Source organism: Curtobacterium sp. AB7 (assembly GCF_044909335.1).
GTDB lineage: Bacteria > Actinomycetota > Actinomycetes > Actinomycetales > Microbacteriaceae > Curtobacterium.
In genome coordinates this window covers 218323-233438 of the sequence record NZ_JBIYED010000002.1, presented here as the reverse complement: position 1 = coordinate 233438, position 15116 = coordinate 218323, and the positions used below count along the sequence as shown (strand labels likewise).

15 protein-coding genes are annotated in these 15116 nt (G+C 71.9%); 12 read left to right on the top strand and 3 right to left on the bottom strand.

Going from position 1 to position 15116, the window contains the following annotated elements:
• Positions 1–8: 8 nt before the first annotated feature.
• The 6 genes from ABH929_RS07065 (at position 9) to ccsB (ending at position 6312) form a co-directional block, all read left to right on the top strand.
• The gene (locus ABH929_RS07065; protein ID WP_404560640.1) at positions 9–1499 is read left to right on the top strand and encodes a SulP family inorganic anion transporter; all 1491 of its coding nucleotides are present in this window, start codon (positions 9–11) and stop codon (positions 1497–1499) included.
• 68 nt (positions 1500–1567) lie between these two features.
• Positions 1568–2224, top strand: coding sequence for a histidine phosphatase family protein (locus ABH929_RS07060; protein WP_404560638.1), 657 nt, complete (start codon positions 1568–1570; stop codon positions 2222–2224).
• Positions 2221–2841, top strand: coding sequence for a TlpA disulfide reductase family protein (locus ABH929_RS07055; RefSeq protein WP_123339052.1), 621 nt, complete (start codon positions 2221–2223; stop codon positions 2839–2841). The genes ABH929_RS07060 and ABH929_RS07055 overlap by 4 nt, the downstream gene beginning before the upstream one ends.
• A 45-nt stretch (positions 2842–2886) precedes the next feature.
• On the top strand, positions 2887–3585 hold the full coding sequence (locus ABH929_RS07050; protein ID WP_123292336.1) for a cytochrome c biogenesis CcdA family protein: 699 nt from the start codon (positions 2887–2889) through the stop codon (positions 3583–3585).
• A complete protein-coding gene (locus ABH929_RS07045; RefSeq protein WP_404560636.1) occupies positions 3569–5278 on the top strand; it encodes a cytochrome c biogenesis protein ResB in 1710 nt (569 codons plus the stop codon). Before ABH929_RS07050 ends, ABH929_RS07045 begins: the two co-directional genes overlap by 17 nt.
• A 5-nt stretch (positions 5279–5283) precedes the next feature.
• Positions 5284–6312, top strand: coding sequence for a c-type cytochrome biogenesis protein CcsB (ccsB, locus tag ABH929_RS07040; RefSeq protein WP_205464483.1), 1029 nt, complete (start codon positions 5284–5286; stop codon positions 6310–6312).
• 119 nt (positions 6313–6431) lie between these two features.
• On the opposite strand, the gene ABH929_RS07035 is transcribed toward ccsB, so the two are convergent.
• The gene (locus ABH929_RS07035) at positions 6432–7421 is read right to left on the bottom strand and encodes an o-succinylbenzoate synthase (RefSeq protein WP_404560634.1); all 990 of its coding nucleotides are present in this window, start codon (positions 7419–7421) and stop codon (positions 6432–6434) included.
• 133 nt (positions 7422–7554) lie between these two features.
• On the opposite strand from ABH929_RS07035, the gene ABH929_RS07030 reads away from it, so the two are divergent.
• The 4 genes from ABH929_RS07030 to ABH929_RS07015 are packed head-to-tail and all read left to right on the top strand — an operon-like array spanning position 7555 to position 11116.
• Entirely contained in the window at positions 7555–7965 is a 411-nt protein-coding gene (locus ABH929_RS07030; protein WP_404560632.1) for a hypothetical protein, read from the top strand.
• 22 nt (positions 7966–7987) lie between these two features.
• Positions 7988–8917, top strand: a complete 930-nt coding sequence (locus tag ABH929_RS07025; protein ID WP_404560631.1) for a 1,4-dihydroxy-2-naphthoyl-CoA synthase — start codon at positions 7988–7990, stop codon at positions 8915–8917.
• Between the two features lie 16 nt (positions 8918–8933).
• Positions 8934–10064, top strand: coding sequence for an AMP-binding protein (locus ABH929_RS07020; RefSeq protein WP_404560629.1), 1131 nt, complete (start codon positions 8934–8936; stop codon positions 10062–10064).
• A 50-nt stretch (positions 10065–10114) separates the two neighbouring features.
• On the top strand, positions 10115–11116 hold the full coding sequence (locus tag ABH929_RS07015; RefSeq protein ID WP_131845706.1) for a 1,4-dihydroxy-2-naphthoate polyprenyltransferase: 1002 nt from the start codon (positions 10115–10117) through the stop codon (positions 11114–11116).
• Between the two features lie 12 nt (positions 11117–11128).
• Here ABH929_RS07015 and ABH929_RS07010 read toward each other — a convergent pair whose 3' ends face one another.
• Positions 11129–11464 (bottom strand): DUF4229 domain-containing protein, encoded by a 336-nt coding sequence (locus tag ABH929_RS07010; protein ID WP_404560628.1) that lies wholly within the window; start codon positions 11462–11464, stop codon positions 11129–11131.
• A 64-nt stretch (positions 11465–11528) separates the two neighbouring features.
• On the opposite strand from ABH929_RS07010, the gene ABH929_RS07005 reads away from it, so the two are divergent.
• Both ABH929_RS07005 and menD read left to right on the top strand, forming a co-directional pair.
• Positions 11529–11885 carry a PLD nuclease N-terminal domain-containing protein gene (locus tag ABH929_RS07005; RefSeq protein WP_131921755.1) on the top strand — a complete coding sequence of 119 codons (357 nt, stop codon included), beginning with the start codon at positions 11529–11531 and terminating at the stop codon, positions 11883–11885.
• Positions 11878–13683 carry a 2-succinyl-5-enolpyruvyl-6-hydroxy-3-cyclohexene-1-carboxylic-acid synthase gene (menD, locus tag ABH929_RS07000; RefSeq protein ID WP_404560882.1) on the top strand — a complete coding sequence of 602 codons (1806 nt, stop codon included), beginning with the start codon at positions 11878–11880 and terminating at the stop codon, positions 13681–13683. Before ABH929_RS07005 ends, menD begins: the two co-directional genes overlap by 8 nt.
• A gap of 90 nt (positions 13684–13773) precedes the next feature.
• Here the strand turns inward: menD and ABH929_RS06995 are convergent, their stop codons facing one another.
• Positions 13774–15033, bottom strand: coding sequence for an isochorismate synthase MenF (locus ABH929_RS06995; protein ID WP_404560626.1), 1260 nt, complete (start codon positions 15031–15033; stop codon positions 13774–13776).
• Between the last annotated feature and the right edge of the window lie 83 nt (positions 15034–15116).

The following is a 15116-nucleotide window of genomic DNA, read 5'->3' as shown; positions in this document are numbered from 1 at the left end:
TCCCATCGATGTCCGTGATCACACACGCGCCGGCGGCCCCGAGCGTCCTCACCACCCTCCGCTCACCCCGCATGCTGACCCGCGAACTCCTCGCCGGGGTCGTCACCGCGCTCGCGCTCATCCCCGAGGCGATCTCGTTCTCCGTCGTCGCCGGGGTCGACCCCGCGGTGGGCCTGTTCTCGAGCGTCGTCATCGCGGTCGTCATCTCGATCGTCGGCGGCCGTCCGGCGATGGTGTCCGCCGCCGCCGGTTCGGTGGCCCTGGTCATCGCGCCGCTCGTCCGCGAACACGGCATCGAGTACCTCGTGCCCGCGATCGTGCTCGGTGGCGTGTTCCAGCTCGTGCTCGGGTTCCTCGGGGTCGCGCGCCTGATGCGCTTCATCCCGCGCAGCGTCAACGTGGCGTTCGTCAACGCGCTGGCGATCCTCATCTTCACCGCGCAGCTGCCCAACCTGCTCGGCGACGACGTCCCGTTCGTCGTCTGGCCGCTCACCGCCCTCGGCATCGCGATCATCGTCGGCTTCCCGTTCCTGACCAAGGCGGTCCCGGCGCCGCTCGTCGCGGTCGTCGTGATCACCGGCATCACCATGCTCTTCAGCGTCGTCGTCCCCACGGTCGGCGACGAGGGCGAACTGCCCACCGCGCTGCCCGGGTTCACCGGCATCGTCACCCCGTTCTCCTTCGAGACGCTGCAGGTCATCGCGCCGTACGCGTTCGGCGTCGCGATCGTCGGCCTCATCGAGACCCTGTTGACCGCGCAACTCGTCGACTCCATCACCGAGACCGGCTCGAGCAAGTGGCGGGAGTCCTGGGGGCAGGGCGTCGCGAACATCGCGTCGGCGTTCTTCGGCGGCACGGGTGGTTGCGCGATGATCGGCCAGACGGTCATCAACGTGAAGACCGCGGGCGCACGGACCCGGATCTCGACCTTCGTCGCCGGTGCATCCGTGCTCGTCCTGACGATCGTGCTGCACGACCTCGTCGCCCAGATCCCGATGGCCGCGCTGACCGCCGTGATGCTCATGGTGTGCGTGGCGACCTTCGACTGGCACAGCATCCGTCCGCGCACCCTGCGGCGGATGCCGCTCGGCGAGACCGCGGTCATGCTGATCACCGTCGTCGTGGTCGTCGTGACCGAGAACCTCGCGACCGGCGTGCTCGTCGGGGTCGTCGTCGCGGCGCTGGTCTTCGCGCGCCGGGCGGCGCACGTCGTCACCGTTGTGCGCGAGCCGGTCGACGAGCACACCGTGCGGTACCGGGTGCGCGGCGCCCTCTTCTTCGCGTCGTCGAACGACCTCGTCACGCGGTTCTCCTACGCCGAGGACCCGGAGCACGTGGTCATCGACCTGTCCGACGCGCACGTCTTCGACGCCTCGACGGTCGCGGCCCTCGACGGGGTCGAGCAGCGGTTCGCCAAGCACGGGTCCACGGTCGAGGTGGTGGGCCTCAACACCGGGTCGGTGGCCATCCACGGGCGGTTGTCGGGCGAGCTCGGCTGAGCGCTTCCGCATCCGGTGAATCGGCTGTGGGGCCGGTGAGCACCGGTGGGCGACCTACACTGGAACCCATGCCCGCCACTCGACTCCACCTCGTCCGGCACGGCGAGGTGCACAACCCCGACCGCGTCCTGTACGGGCGGCTCCCGGGCTTCGGACTGAGCGACCTCGGCAAGCAGATGGCCCTCGCCTCGGCGACCGCGTGGAAGGACGCCGGTGTCGACGTGCGCCGGATCGTCGCCTCGCCGCTGCAGCGCACGCAGGAGTCCGCGGCGCCGTGGTCGGCCGCGTACGGGCTCGACGTCACGCTGGACGAGCGCCTCATCGAGCCGACGAACCGGTACGAGGGGCAGCCCCCGGGTTTCACGAAGCGTTCGCTCGGCCGTCCGGCGGAGTGGCCCTGGATCGCGAACCCCTTCCGGCCGAGCTGGGGCGAGGCGTACGAGTCGATCGCGAACCGCATGCTCGCCGCGATGACGACGGCGTGGGAGAGCGTGGACGGCGGCGACGTCGTCCTGGTCAGCCACCAGCTGCCGATCTGGACGGTCCACCGCAAGCTCGCGGGAGAGTCGCTCTGGCACGACCCACGCAAACGTCGCTGCGACCTGTCGAGCATCACGACCGTCGAACGGGTGCCCGCCACGTCGACCGGTCGGTTCACCGAGGTCGGGTACACGGATCCCGCGCAGGAGCTGCGCGCGACCGCCGTCGACGAAGGAGCAGTGTGAGCGTCATCAGCAAGCGGTTCGCCGTCCTCGCAGCGACGGCGGTCGCCGCGGCGCTCGTCCTGTCCGGGTGCTCGTCGGACAACGGTGGCCTCGCGAAGCAGTACGGCAACGGCACCACCCAGAACTACATCTCCGGCGACGGCGCGGTGACCGAGGTCACCGCCGACAAGCGGTCCGACGCGGTCGACTTCGAAGCGAAGGACTCTGACGGCGACACCGTCTCGTCGAAGGACCTCAAGGGCAAGGTCGTCGTCCTGAACTTCTGGTACGCGAGCTGCCCGCCGTGCCGCGCCGAGGCGAAGTACCTCAACGAGGTGCACGAGTCCTACGCCGGTGCCGACGACGTCGCGTTCATCGGCGTCAACGTCCGCGACGAGGCAGCGACCGCAGCCGCCTTCGAGCGCACCTTCGGCGTCGACTACCCGACCGTCCTCGACCAGAAGACCGGCACGATGCAGCTCGCCCTGTCCGGTCAGATCGCCCCGAACGCCGTGCCGGCCACGATCGTCCTCGACACCAAGGGCCGCGTGGCTGCCCGGGTGCTCGGCGCCGTCGACGGCACGAGCATCCTGAAGACCCTGATCAGCGACGAAGTCGACGCCGGCAAGGCCTCCTGACCCGTGGCCTCCAACCCCTTCGCCGAGGCGATCCTGAGCGGCCAGATGGCCGTCGCGCTGCCCGTGGCGGCGCTCGCGGGGCTCGTCTCGTTCCTGTCGCCCTGCGTGCTCCCGCTCGTGCCCGGCTACCTCGGGTACGTCGGCGGGATCGCCGAGGGCGGGCAGCGCCGCGGACGGGTCGTGCTCGGCGTGCTCCTGTTCATCCTCGGCTTCACGGCGGTCTTCGTCGCGTACACGACGGTGTTCGGGGCGCTCGGGTTCTGGCTCGTGCGGTGGCGCGACCTCATCACGCAGATCCTGGGCGTCGTCGTCATCGCGATGGGGCTGGTGTTCGTCGGCCGGTTCACGTTCATGCAGCGCACCATCAAGCCGAGCTGGACACCCGCGACCGGACTCGTCGGCGCCCCGCTGCTCGGCATCGTGTTCGGGCTCGGTTGGACCCCGTGCCTCGGTCCGACCCTCGCCGCCATCAACCTGCTCAGCGTGCAGTCGGGCAGTGCCTGGCAGGGCATGTGGCTCGGCGTCGCGTACTGCCTGGGCCTCGGCATCCCGTTCGTCCTCGTCGCCCTCGGGGCCGGCTGGGCGACCGGTGCGATCCGCGCCGTGAAGCGCCACATGCGCACCGTCAACATCATCGGAGGAGCGATCCTGATCGTCATCGGTCTGCTCATGGTCACCGGAATCTGGTCGGCCGTCATGTCGAGCGTCGGGGCGGTGATCCAGAGCTTTGTCCCCGCGGTCTGATCCCGAAACCGAAGCGACGGGCGCCGACACCGCGTCGGACCCGCAGCGACCGTCCGACCACGTCGACGGCTCCGGACCCGGCGACGCCGGCATCAACCAGCCGAAGCTCGGCTTCGTCGGCACCCTCCGGTTCTTCTGGCGACAGCTCACGAGCATGCGCACCGCGCTGTTCCTGCTCATGCTGCTCGCCCTCGCGGCGATCCCGGGCTCGCTCGTGCCGCAGCGCACCGCCGACCCGAACGGTGTCGTCCAGTACAAGGCCGACCACGCGACGCTCTACCCGATCCTCGACAAGCTGCAGGTCTTCGACACCTACACCTCGGTGTGGTTCTCGGCGATCTACCTGCTGCTGTTCGTCTCCCTGATCGGCTGCATCGTGCCGCGCACGAAGCACCACTGGCAGGCGCTCCGCACCCGTCCCCCCCGCACCCCCGTCCGCCTGACGCGACTGGCGGGCTTCCGCACCGTGGCGGTGCAGCCCGAGGCGATGATCGACGGCACCACCGGGATCGACGCGGCCACGGGCCTCCCGTCCAGCGAGCACGCGGTGACGCGCGCGATGGCGATCCTGAAGCGCTCCGGGTACCGCGTCGAGCGCTTCGGCGACTCGGTGAGCGCGGAGCGCGGCTACCTGCGCGAGACCGGCAACCTGGTGTTCCACGCGGCGCTCGTGGGCGTCCTGCTGGCCGTCGGTGTCGGCGGCGGGTTCGGGTTCACCGGTCAGCGGCTGCTGGTCGAGGGGCAGACGTTCTCGAACGTCCTCGGCTCCTACGACTCGTTCAACCCGGGTCGCTGGTTCCAGCAGACCGACCTCAAGGGCTACAACCTGACGCTGGACAAGTTCGTCACGAAGTACGAGGAGCGCAACCTCGACGCCCTCGGCCAGGCGCTCGACTACTCGGCGACCGTGACGAGCAAGGAGAAGGGCGGCGAGGCGACGACCAGCCGTCTGGGCGTGAACGACCCGCTGCACGTGGGCGGCACCAACGTCTACCTGCTCGGCAACGGCTACGCGATGAACGTCACCGTGCGCGACGGCGAGGGCAACGTGGCGTTCCAGGACGTCGTGCCGTTCCTGCCCGAGGACGCCAACTACACGTCCACGGGCGTCATCAAGGTGCCGGACGCGCTGCCGGACCAGCTCGGCATGGTCGGGTTCTTCTACCCGACGGCGTCGAAGCTCGCTTCCGGCGCGTACACGAGCGCCTACCCGGACACGCAGAACCCGCTGCTGACGCTGCAGGTCTACACCGGTGACCTCGGGCTCGACAGCGGCGTGCCGCAGAGCGTCTACACGCTCGACACCAAGGGGCTCACGCAGATCGCCGGCCGTCAGTCCGACACGGCGAGCATCGCGCTCGAGCCCGGGCAGACCAAGAAGCTGCCGAACGGTGCGGGGTCGATCACCTTCGACGGCGTCAAGCGCTACGTGTCGCTCGACGTGCACCACGACCCGTCGCAGGCATGGGTCGCCGGCTTCGCGCTGCTCTCCACCCTCGGGCTGCTCACGTCGCTCTTCGTCCCGCGCCGACGCGTGTGGGTGAAGGTCGTGCCCCGGAAGGGCGCAGCGAACGGCGAGTACGACCTGGAGTACGCGGGTCTCGCCCGTGGCGAGGACCCCAACCTCGAGCGGGCCGTCGGGGACATCGCACAACGCCACACGTCGGACCTCGGAGTTAGGATGCCCCAGTGAACGACATGACCACGAACCTCGCGACCTACTCGGTCGTGCTGACGTACTCCGCGATGGCGGTCTACGTCATCGCGTTCATCTCGTTCGCGCTGGACATGGCGAAACGCTCCGGCGAGGTGACAGCGGCGGCGAAGAAGACGGGTGCGGACTCGGACGACGCAGCGGCGACGGGCTCGGTGGACGCGGCGCGCTCGGTGAAGACCGTCGCCACCGTCCGGGGCGGCACCGTCGTGCTCGAGCCGGTCGCGGCACCTCCGGCGAACGCCGGCGGCTCCGCCGGGCGGGGCACGAAGTTCGAGCGCGTCGGCATGGCCATGACGGTCCTCGCCCTGGTGCTGCACATCGGCTCCGTTGTCCTGCGCGGCATCGCGGCCGACCGGGTGCCGTGGGGCAACATGTTCGAGTTCTCGCTCACCGGCACGGCGCTCATCACGCTCATCTTCCTGCTCGTGCAGTTCTGGCAGAACCTGAAGTTCCTCGGTGTCTTCATCACCGGGCTGACGATCATCCTGCTCGGCATCGCGACGGTGAACTACTGGGTCCCCGTCGTCCCGCTGCAGCCGGCGCTGCAGTCGTACTGGCTCGTCATCCACGTCTTCGTGGCGATCGCCGGCACCGGGTTCTTCGCACTCGGTGCAGGGCTCGCGGTGGCGCAGCTCGTGCAGACGTACCGCCAGGGCCGGACCGCGTCGGGCAAGCTCCGCTTCATGGCGACCCTGCCGGACGCCGACCGCCTCGAGGTCCTGACCTACCGCGTCCTGCTCGTCGGCTTCGTCCTCTGGACCTTCACCCTGATCGCCGGTGCGGTCTGGGCGGAGCGTGCCTGGGGTCGGTACTGGGGCTGGGACACCAAGGAGGTCTGGACCTTCATCATCTGGGTCGTCTACGCCGGGTACATCCACGCCCGTGCGACGCGTGGCTGGCGCGGTGCGCGGTCGTCGTGGCTGGCGCTCATCGGCTTCGCTGCCGTGATGTTCAACTTCTCGGTCGTGAACGTCTTCTTCAAGGGCCTGCACAGCTACTCGGGTCTGTGAGCGACGCGCGTCACTGACGCGACCCTGGTCGTGACCAGGACCGGACGGGAGGCACGGTGCCAGCTGGCACCGTGCCTCCCGTCCGTCGTCCGGTCGCGTGCAGGGACAGGAAGACGGGTCTACGCGGCGGACAGTACGGCGTGTACCCGCTCGAGGCGCGCGAGCCACCACGCCGTGCGCTCCGGGGACGCCGCGTTCCGGTCCAGCAGGCCCGCCGACACCGTGGCACGGCGCACCGGCACGCGGCCCCCGACCGGCAGCAGTGGGTCCGCGGTGACGTCGGACGCGAACATCGCGGCCGTCCCGAGCCCGGCGGCGTAGCCCGGGGACATCGCGGCCGCGGCGAGGAACGCCCCCATGCCGAGTCCCACCGAGGTGTCGAGCGCGCTGGAGACCACGCACGGCAACCCGGCCTCGGCGATGACGGCGCGTGCCGCGGTGACGCCTCCGAGGGGTTGTGCCTTGACGACGAGGACGTCGGCCGCTCCGGCCCGCGCGACGGCGAGCGGGTCCGCGGCCTTGCGGACGCTCTCGTCCGCGGCGATCCGGAGGCCGAGGCCGTCGATCCGTGACCGCAGCGCGGCGAGCTCCGGCACGGTCCGGCAGGGTTGCTCGGCGTACTGCAGGTGGAAGGGGGCGAGGCGTTCGAGTGCCTCGGTGGCCTGGTCGACGGTCCAGAGCCCGTTGGCGTCCACCCGGACGGCGGCTGCGGGGCCCATCACCCGTCGGACCTCGGCGACCCGGGCGACGTCGTCGTCGATGGTCGTGCCGGGTTCGGCGACCTTGACCTTGGCCGTGGTGCACCCGGGGTAGCGCGCGAGCAGTGCGGCGACCTGGTCCGGGGCGATCGCCGGCACGGTGGCGTTCACGGGCACCGAGTCCGCGGCGGCCTCGTGCGTGGTCCAGCCGAAGTCGATGGCGCCCCGGAGCCACGCGGCGGCCTCGGCGTCGTCGTACTCGACGAACGGCGAGAACTCGGTCCACCCGGAGGGCCCGCGGAGGACGACTGCCTCGCGCGTCGTGATGCCGCGGAACCGCACCCGCATGGGCAGGGCGACCACGTGCGCGTCGGCGGTGAGTTCGGCGAGGTCAGGGAGCACGTCGGCCATCCTCCCACCGCACCCAGGGCACCTGCCGGTTCCTCGGAGGGGACCGCCAGGGCAGGGCATTAGCATGCATCGGTCGGCCCAGGTCGGCACTGGTCACGACCCGGATCGAACCGTCCGGAACGAGGGAGGCGCGGTGGCGCGGGAACCGCAGCGGCGTGCGCAGCGCCCCGGTCGCGACACCGACGAGTTCGCGCGGCTCATGCAGCAGAACACCGTCGACGTCCGCCAGACGGCGGTTCGTCAGCGCCGCAGCCCGATCGTCGGCAAGATCGCCCTCGGCCTTGCCGTGGTGTCCACCGCGGTGGACGCCAGCGCCTTCGCGGTGTTCATGGGCGGCGACACCGAGTTCGCGTTCGGGATCTGCTTCGTCGTGGTCTTCCTGACCCTCATCGCGGCGGTGCTCGGCTTCGTCGCGGCCGTCGGTGGCCTCGGCCGGTGGTACGGGGCGATCGGTGTCGTGGTGGCCTTCTTCGCCAACCCGGTGATCCTCATCGTCATCCTGGTGTTCGTCGCACCCGAGGTCCTGACCGACATGGGCGCCTGACCGGCGGCGGTACGTTGGGGGCATGGATGATCCCGTCTCCGACCTGTTCGACCCCGACGTCTGGACCGCGGCTCCGATCGCGGAGCAGTTCACGGACATCACGTACCACAAGCACGTCTCGAAGGGGATCGTCCGGGTCGCGTTCGACCGGCCCGAGGTGCGGAACGCCTTCCGTCCGCGCACCGTCGACGAGCTCTACCGGGCGCTCGACGACGCCCGCCAGGACCCCCGCGTCGGCGTCGTCCTGCTGACCGGCAACGGCCCGAGTCCGAAGGACGGCGGCTGGGCGTTCTGCTCCGGCGGCGACCAGCGCATCCGGGGGCGCAGCGGCTACCAGTACGTCGGTGACGAGGGCGCGCCGCCCGAGGGCGTCGACCCGGCGGCCGCGCAGGCCTCGATGGGACGTCTGCACATCCTCGAGGTGCAGCGCCTGATCCGCATGATGCCCAAGGTCGTCATCGCCGTGGTCCCCGGTTGGGCAGCCGGCGGCGGGCACTCGCTGCACGCGATCTGCGACCTGACCATCGCGAGCGCCGAGCACGGCAGGTTCAAGCAGACCGACGCCGACGTCGGGTCGTTCGACGGCGGCTACGGCAGCGCCTACTACGCCAAGCAGATCGGCCAGAAGTTCGCGCGCGAGGTCTTCTTCCTCGCGCAGGAGTACTCGGCGCAGCGTGCGTACGAGATGGGCGCCGTGAACGCGGTCGTCCCGCACGAGGACCTCGAGCGCGAGGCGATCCGCTGGGGCGAGATCGTCCTCGGCAAGTCCCCGACGGCGATCCGGATGCTCAAGTACGCGTTCAACGCCGTCGACGACGGGATGGTCGGCCAGCAGGTCTTCGCGGGCGAGGCGACGCGGCTCGCCTACGGCACCGACGAGGCCGTCGAGGGCCGCGACTCGTTCCTCGAGAAGCGAGCCCCCGAGTGGACGTCGTTCCCGTGGCACTACTGAGCCCGGCGGTGCCGGCATGACCCGTCCGCTGGTCGCGCTGGGCACGTCGGATCCGCTCGTGGTGCTGCGCGGTCTGGAGGCAGCGCTCGCCGGCGGTCCCGCGCTGCTCCCCGTCGCCGAAGGGGCACCGGCGCTGCCGACCCCGCCGCCGGCCGACGTCCGGCAGGGGGTCGCCCTGGTGGTCGAGACGAGCGGGTCCACCGGTACCGGCAAGCGCGTGGCCCTCTCGTCCGAGGCGCTCCTCGCCGGTGCCGCAGCGGCGGACGCAGCGCTCGGCGGACCGGGTAGCTGGGTGCTCGCGCTGCCCACGCACTACATCGCGGGCCTCAACGTCCTGACCCGGTCGATCGCCGCGGGGACGACGCCGGTCGTCGTGGCACCGGGCCACTTCGACGCAGCGGCGTTCGCGGACGCCGCGGACCAGCTCGTCACCGGTCCTGCCTCCCCGCGTCGCTACACGTCGCTCGTCCCCGTGCAGCTCGCCCGTGTGCTCGACGACGACCGCGGGGCGGCCGCACTGGGCGGGTTCGACGCGGTCCTCGTCGGCGGCCAGGCGACCCCGGCGGCGCTCCGCGAGCGGGCGGTCGCCGCCGGCGTGCGCATCGTGACGACCTACGGCGCCAGCGAGACGAGCGGCGGCTGCGTGTACGACGGCGTGCCGTTCGGGACCGTCCGCACCGCGGTGGTGGACGACGAGCTCCAGTTGTCGGGTCCGATGCTCGCCGAGGGGTACCTCGGCGACGACGACCGCACGGCCGCGACGTTCGTCGAGCGCGACGGCCTGCGCTGGTACCGCACGGGTGACGCCGCCACGGTGTCGGACGGGGTGGTCCGGGTGCTCGGACGCCTCGACGACGTGGTGATCTCCGGCGGCGAGAAGGTCCGGCTCGGCGCGGTGGAGCGGCTCGTGCGCGACCTGCCCGATCAGCACGGTGCAGTCGTCACCCGACGGGCCTCGGGGGAGTGGGGCGAGGTGCCGGTCGTCGTCACCGAGCAGCCGCTCGACCTCGACACCGTCCGGTCCCACGTGGGCGATGCCCTCGGCCGCGCCGCACGTCCGGCCGCGGTGGTCGTCGTCGACCGACTGCCGATGCTCGCGTCCGGCAAGCCCGACCGGCGGGCGATCCAGGACCTCGCGGCACGGTAGGTGCGCTCGACGGCACCGCGGTGCAGTGCGGCGCGGCGCGGATAGGATCGGTGGTCGTGGCACGAACGAAGAACACGACGCACAAGCAGGGCCGCTCGGGCAACCCGGCCAAGGCTGCGGCCCCGGTCCGCTCGAAGCGGCGGGCGACCGCGCGGGACTGGATCGGCGGGGCACGACTCCGCACCCTGACGCTCGGCGTCGTCCCGGTGGTGCTCGGCACCACCGTGGGCTTCGTCGACAGCGGCACCACGGGCGACTTCGGTGCGTTCCTGGCGCAGGACGGACACCTCGCCATCGCGCTGCTCGCCCTCGCGGTGGCACTGTTCCTGCAGATCGGCGTGAACTACAGCAACGACTACTCCGACGGTGTCCGCGGCACCGACGAGTACCGCGTCGGCCCGGCTCGCCTGACGGGAGCCGGCCTCGCGAAGCCCCGGACGGTGCTGACCGTCGCGCTGACGTTCTTCGGGCTGGCCGCGGTCGCCGGGATCGTCATCGTGGTGCTCACGCAGCTGTGGTGGCTGCTGCTCGTCGGCGCCGCCGCCATCGTCGCCGCGTGGTTCTACACCGGCGGTAAGAAGCCCTACGGCTACAACGCGCTCGGCGAGGTCTTCGTCTTCGTGTTCTTCGGCCTCGTCGCCGTGCTCGGCACCCAGTACGTGCTCATCGGCCAGGCCACCACGAGCGGGTGGGCCGCCGCGGTCGCCGCCGGGTTCTTCGCCTGCGCGGTCCTGATGGTGAACAACATCCGCGACATCGACGAGGACCGTCTCGCCGGCAAGCGCACCCTCGCGGTCGTCGTCGGCCGACCGGTGGCACGGGTGCTGTACGGCCTGTTCCTGCTGCTGCCGTACGTGGTGCTGCTCTGGTTCGTCCTGCTCTACTTCCGCACGGGCTTCACGTACTTCTCGCTGCTGCTGGCCCTGCCGGCGCTCGCGATCGGGGTGTCGTCGCGCAAGCCCCGTGAACTCATCACGGCACTGCAGCTGTCGTCGTTCGCGTCGCTGGTGTTCGGCGTGGTGCTCGGCATCACGCTCGCCGTCCAGCCGTAGGACTCCGCCGGACTACTCCGCGTCGGCGTCCCGGCGCGCGGCGTGCCGGTCGGCGTCCGAGACCGGGCGCACGGTCGGGGCGTCCGCGGCGTCGGTGTCCGCCGCGTCGACGAAGTCGTCCTCGAAGTCGGTGTCCGCATCGCGCTCCGGGCCACCGCGACGGTTCGCCAGGCTCAGGGCGACCGTGGCACGGAGCTTCGCGAGCGCGATGTAGGAGATCAACAGCCCGACGAGGGCGGCGATGATCGTCGCCCAGTACCAGGGCATCGGGGTCAGGAGCAGGAGCAGCACGAGCGCCGCCGCGAAGATGCCGAGCCGGGCCAGGGTGTACAGGAGCCACGCTTTCACCCTGCGAGTCTACGGACGGCCGACCGGCAGGGTCGTCACAGGCTCGCGACCTAGACTCCCGAGCATGGTCCGCTTGTGGTTGATCGTCGTCGTCGCCGCTGTCGCCTTCACGGTGTACGCGGCCATCGACTGCGCGACGATGCCCCGCGAACGTGTCCGATCCCTCAGACGCGGTGTCTGGATCCTCCTCGTGATCGTCCTCCCCGTCCTCGGCGGAGTGCTGTGGTTCCTGCTCGGCCGCTCGCCGGCGTCCCCGGGCACCACCGCCCGGTACCGTGGACCAGAAGACGACCCGGACTTCCTCGGCACCACGCCCGTTCCGGGGGACACCCTCACGGACAAGGACCAGGACGACGCGACCCTCCGAGACCTCGAAGACCAGTTCCACGACCGAGACGACGACGGCCGCACCGATCGCTGACGGTCCCGTCGGATCGGGCAGCCCGGCGACGGACGCCGCCCTGACGCTGCTGCAGGAACTCGTGCGCGCCGGCGTCACCGACGTCGTCGTCAGCCCGGGCTCGCGCTCCCAGGCCCTGGCGCTGGCGGCCGTCGCGCTCGAGCGAGCCGGCGGCCTGACCGTCCACGTCCGGCTCGACGAGCGCACCGCCGGGTTCTTCGCCCTCGGTCTCGCGGTGGAGTCCGGTCGACCGGCGGCGGTCGTGACGACCTCGGGCACCGCTGTCGCGAACCTCCACCCCGCGGTCCTCGAAGCGCACCACTCCGGCGTCCCGATGCTCGTGCTGAGCGCCGACCGGCCGGACGAACTCCGCGGCATCGGCAGCAACCAGACCACCGTCCAGCCGGGGATGTTCGGCGACGCGGTCGCCTTCGTCCGCGACGTCGAGGCGCCCTCCGCGCACGGAGCCGACGCGTCGGTGCGTGCAGCGCTCCGCGACCTCGCCCGCCAGGCCGTGGCCGCGGCCGCCGGACACACCGGACAGCCGGGGCCGGCGCAGCTCAACGTCGCGTTCCGTGAACCCCTGTCCGCCGGCCTCGACGCCGAGCACGTGGAGGGCGTCCCCGACGACGAGGTCGACACCGCGTTCGCCACCCGTCGGGCGCACGGCGGACTCCCGGTGGCCGAGCTGTCGCCGGACGACGAGCCGGGCACGGTCGTCATCGCCGGTCACGACGCCGGCGAGGACGCCGAGCGCATCGCGTGGGAGCTCGGGGCGCCCCTGCTCGCCGAGGTCTCCAGCGGCGCACGGTTCGGCCGGAACCTCGTGGTCGCCTACCGCGAACTCCTGCGCGACGAGGGCTTCGGCGGGGCGGTCCGTCGCGCCGTCGTGCTCGGCCACCCCACCCTCAGCCGTGAGGTCCCGGCGCTCCTGCAGCGGCAGGGGGTCGAGACGATCGTGGTCCGCGGACACACGGCCGACCCCTTCGACCCGGCCCGCGCCTCTCCCCACCGGCACGGCCCGGACGCCGCTGGCGCGTCGTCCGGGAACCGGCGGCGTGGGCCCAGCGAATCGTTGACCACCTTCGTGTCCGACGTCCGCGTGACGGGCCGGACCCGGCCGGAGCACCGCGCGTGGGTCGGTCGCTGGGTCGGCGCGAGCCGTTCACTGCTCGGCGACGGTGACGCCGGACCCGACCTCGGCGCCAAGCGGTCCCCGGACCGCGCCGAACGCAACAAGTTCCTGCGCGACGAGGTCGCCCTCCGCCGCCGACCCGTCGACCGTGCGATGCTCGCCGACGCCGTGTGGGGCGTGACGTGGCCGCACGACCGGCTCGTGTTCGGTGCATCGCAGATCATCCGCGTCGCCGACGGGCGGGTGCTCGGCAAGAAGATCCGGGTGCACGCGAACCGCGGGCTCGCCGGCATCGACGGCACCGTGTCGACGGCCCTCGGGATCGCCGCAGCGCTCGAGCAGTCGTCGGCGTCGGTCGGCACCACGCGCGTGCTGCTGGGCGACCTGACCCTGCTGCACGACCTCGGGGCGTTCGTCACCGGCACCGAGGAACGCACGCACCGGGTGCAGGTCGTCGTCGGCAACGACCACGGTGGCGCGATCTTCCGCGGGCTCGAGGTGGCACGCACCACCCCGCCGGAGGACATGCGGCGGATGATGTCGACGCCGCAGCACGTCGACGTCGAACGGGTCGTGACCGGCCTCGGCTGGGAGTACCGCCGCGCGGAGACGTGGGGCGACCTCGAGCGGGTGCTCACCGACCCGGCCGAGCGCGTCGTGATCGAGGTGCCGCTGGCCGACTGACGCGGCGCGGGACCGACGCAACGTGACCGCGTGGCCGCAGCGCCGCGACCGCGGGACCGACGCAACGCGACCGCGTGGCCGCAGCGCCGCTCAGGCCAGCGCGTCCGTGACCGGTCGGAACTTCAGGGCGGTCTCGGCGACCTCGCGCGCCGGCTCCGACCCCGCGACGACGCCCGCACCCGCCCAGGCCCGGACGGTGCCGTCGTCGTCGATGCGGGCGCTGCGGAGCGCCAGCATCCACTCGCCGTCGCCGGTGGCGCTCATCCAGCCCACCGGACCGGCGTAGCGGCCGCGGTCGACACCCTCGAGCTCGGCGACGAGCCGGACGGCCACGTCGGTGGGGGTGCCCGCGACGGCGGCCGTCGGGTGCAGGGCGTCGGCGACGTCGAGCGAGGTGGTGTCCGGCGGCAGCGTCGCCTGCACGTCGGTCGCCAGGTGCCACAGGTTCGGCAGCTGCAGCCGGAACGGCTCGGGGTCGGCGCGCAACTCGGTCACGAGCGGGCGGAGCGAGGCGAGCAGACTGTCGATCGCGAACGCGTGCTCCTCGACGTCCTTCGCGCTGGCGGCGAGGGCCTCGGCAGCGGCACGGTCCGACACCTCGTCGGCACCGCGTGCAGCGCTTCCGGCCAGCACCCGCGCCGTCAACCGGGTGCCGTCGGTGCGGGCGAGCGTCTCGGGGGTCGCACCGACCAGGCCGTCGACCGCGAACGTGACGCACTGCGGGTAGGCGGCGGCGAGGTCGAGCAGCACGGCACGACGGTCGGCGCCCGCTGGCAGCATGCCGACGAGGTCGCGAGCGAGGACGACCTTCTGCGCGCTCCCGGCGGCGATGCGCCGTACGGCCTCGGCGACGTTCGCGGCGTAGGCGGCCTCGTCGATCCGGCCGGGGCGCAGTGCGACGGAGACGTTTGGTCCGACGTGGGGGACCGGCACCGAGGTCCGCGTGAATGCGAGCGGCTCGGCGCCGACCGTCGTGTCGATCGCGGTGAGCCAGGCCTTGCCGCGCCGACGGCCGATGACCACGCGCGGGACGATCAGGACGCTCTCGTCGGCGGAGTCGTCGGCGAAGGCGAAGGAGCCGAACGCGACCAGACCCGAGCCGCGCAGCTGCACCGGGTCGTCGACGACGGCCGACTCCACGACGGTGCGCCACACCGCGGCTGCGTCGCGCATCCGGTCGGCGCCGGTGAACGTGAACCGCAGCGCCTCCCCGATGCCGATGATGCCGTCACCGTTCCGGACGAATGCCAGGGGACGGTCGCGCAGGGTGTGGCGGAGGACGGTGCCCGGGTCGTCGAGGATCCGGGTGGAGACCGTCAGCGGGGGCGCCGCCGTGGTGGTTCGGGTCACGGCTCCGATGCTACGCGCGGTTGGTGGACCACCCGGCCGGGCGCTCGTCGCGCGGCCGTTGCTGCGAGTCCGGCGCGGGCCGT

What these genes read in the sequence shown, in the direction of transcription:
- ABH929_RS07065 (WP_404560640.1), top strand. Translation starts at nt 9, where the DNA reads ATGTCCGTGATCACACACGCGCCGGCGGCCCCGAGCGTCCTCACCACC.
- ABH929_RS07060 (WP_404560638.1), top strand. Translation starts at nt 1,568, where the DNA reads ATGCCCGCCACTCGACTCCACCTCGTCCGGCACGGCGAGGTGCACAAC.
- ABH929_RS07050 (WP_123292336.1), top strand. Translation starts at nt 2,887, where the DNA reads ATGGCCGTCGCGCTGCCCGTGGCGGCGCTCGCGGGGCTCGTCTCGTTC.
- ccsB (WP_205464483.1), top strand. Translation starts at nt 5,284, where the DNA reads ATGACCACGAACCTCGCGACCTACTCGGTCGTGCTGACGTACTCCGCG.
- ABH929_RS07035 (WP_404560634.1), bottom strand. Translation starts at nt 7,421, where the DNA reads ATGGCCGACGTGCTCCCTGACCTCGCCGAACTCACCGCCGACGCGCAC.
- ABH929_RS07025 (WP_404560631.1), top strand. Translation starts at nt 7,988, where the DNA reads ATGGATGATCCCGTCTCCGACCTGTTCGACCCCGACGTCTGGACCGCG.
- ABH929_RS07020 (WP_404560629.1), top strand. Translation starts at nt 8,934, where the DNA reads ATGACCCGTCCGCTGGTCGCGCTGGGCACGTCGGATCCGCTCGTGGTG.
- ABH929_RS07005 (WP_131921755.1), top strand. Translation starts at nt 11,529, where the DNA reads ATGGTCCGCTTGTGGTTGATCGTCGTCGTCGCCGCTGTCGCCTTCACG.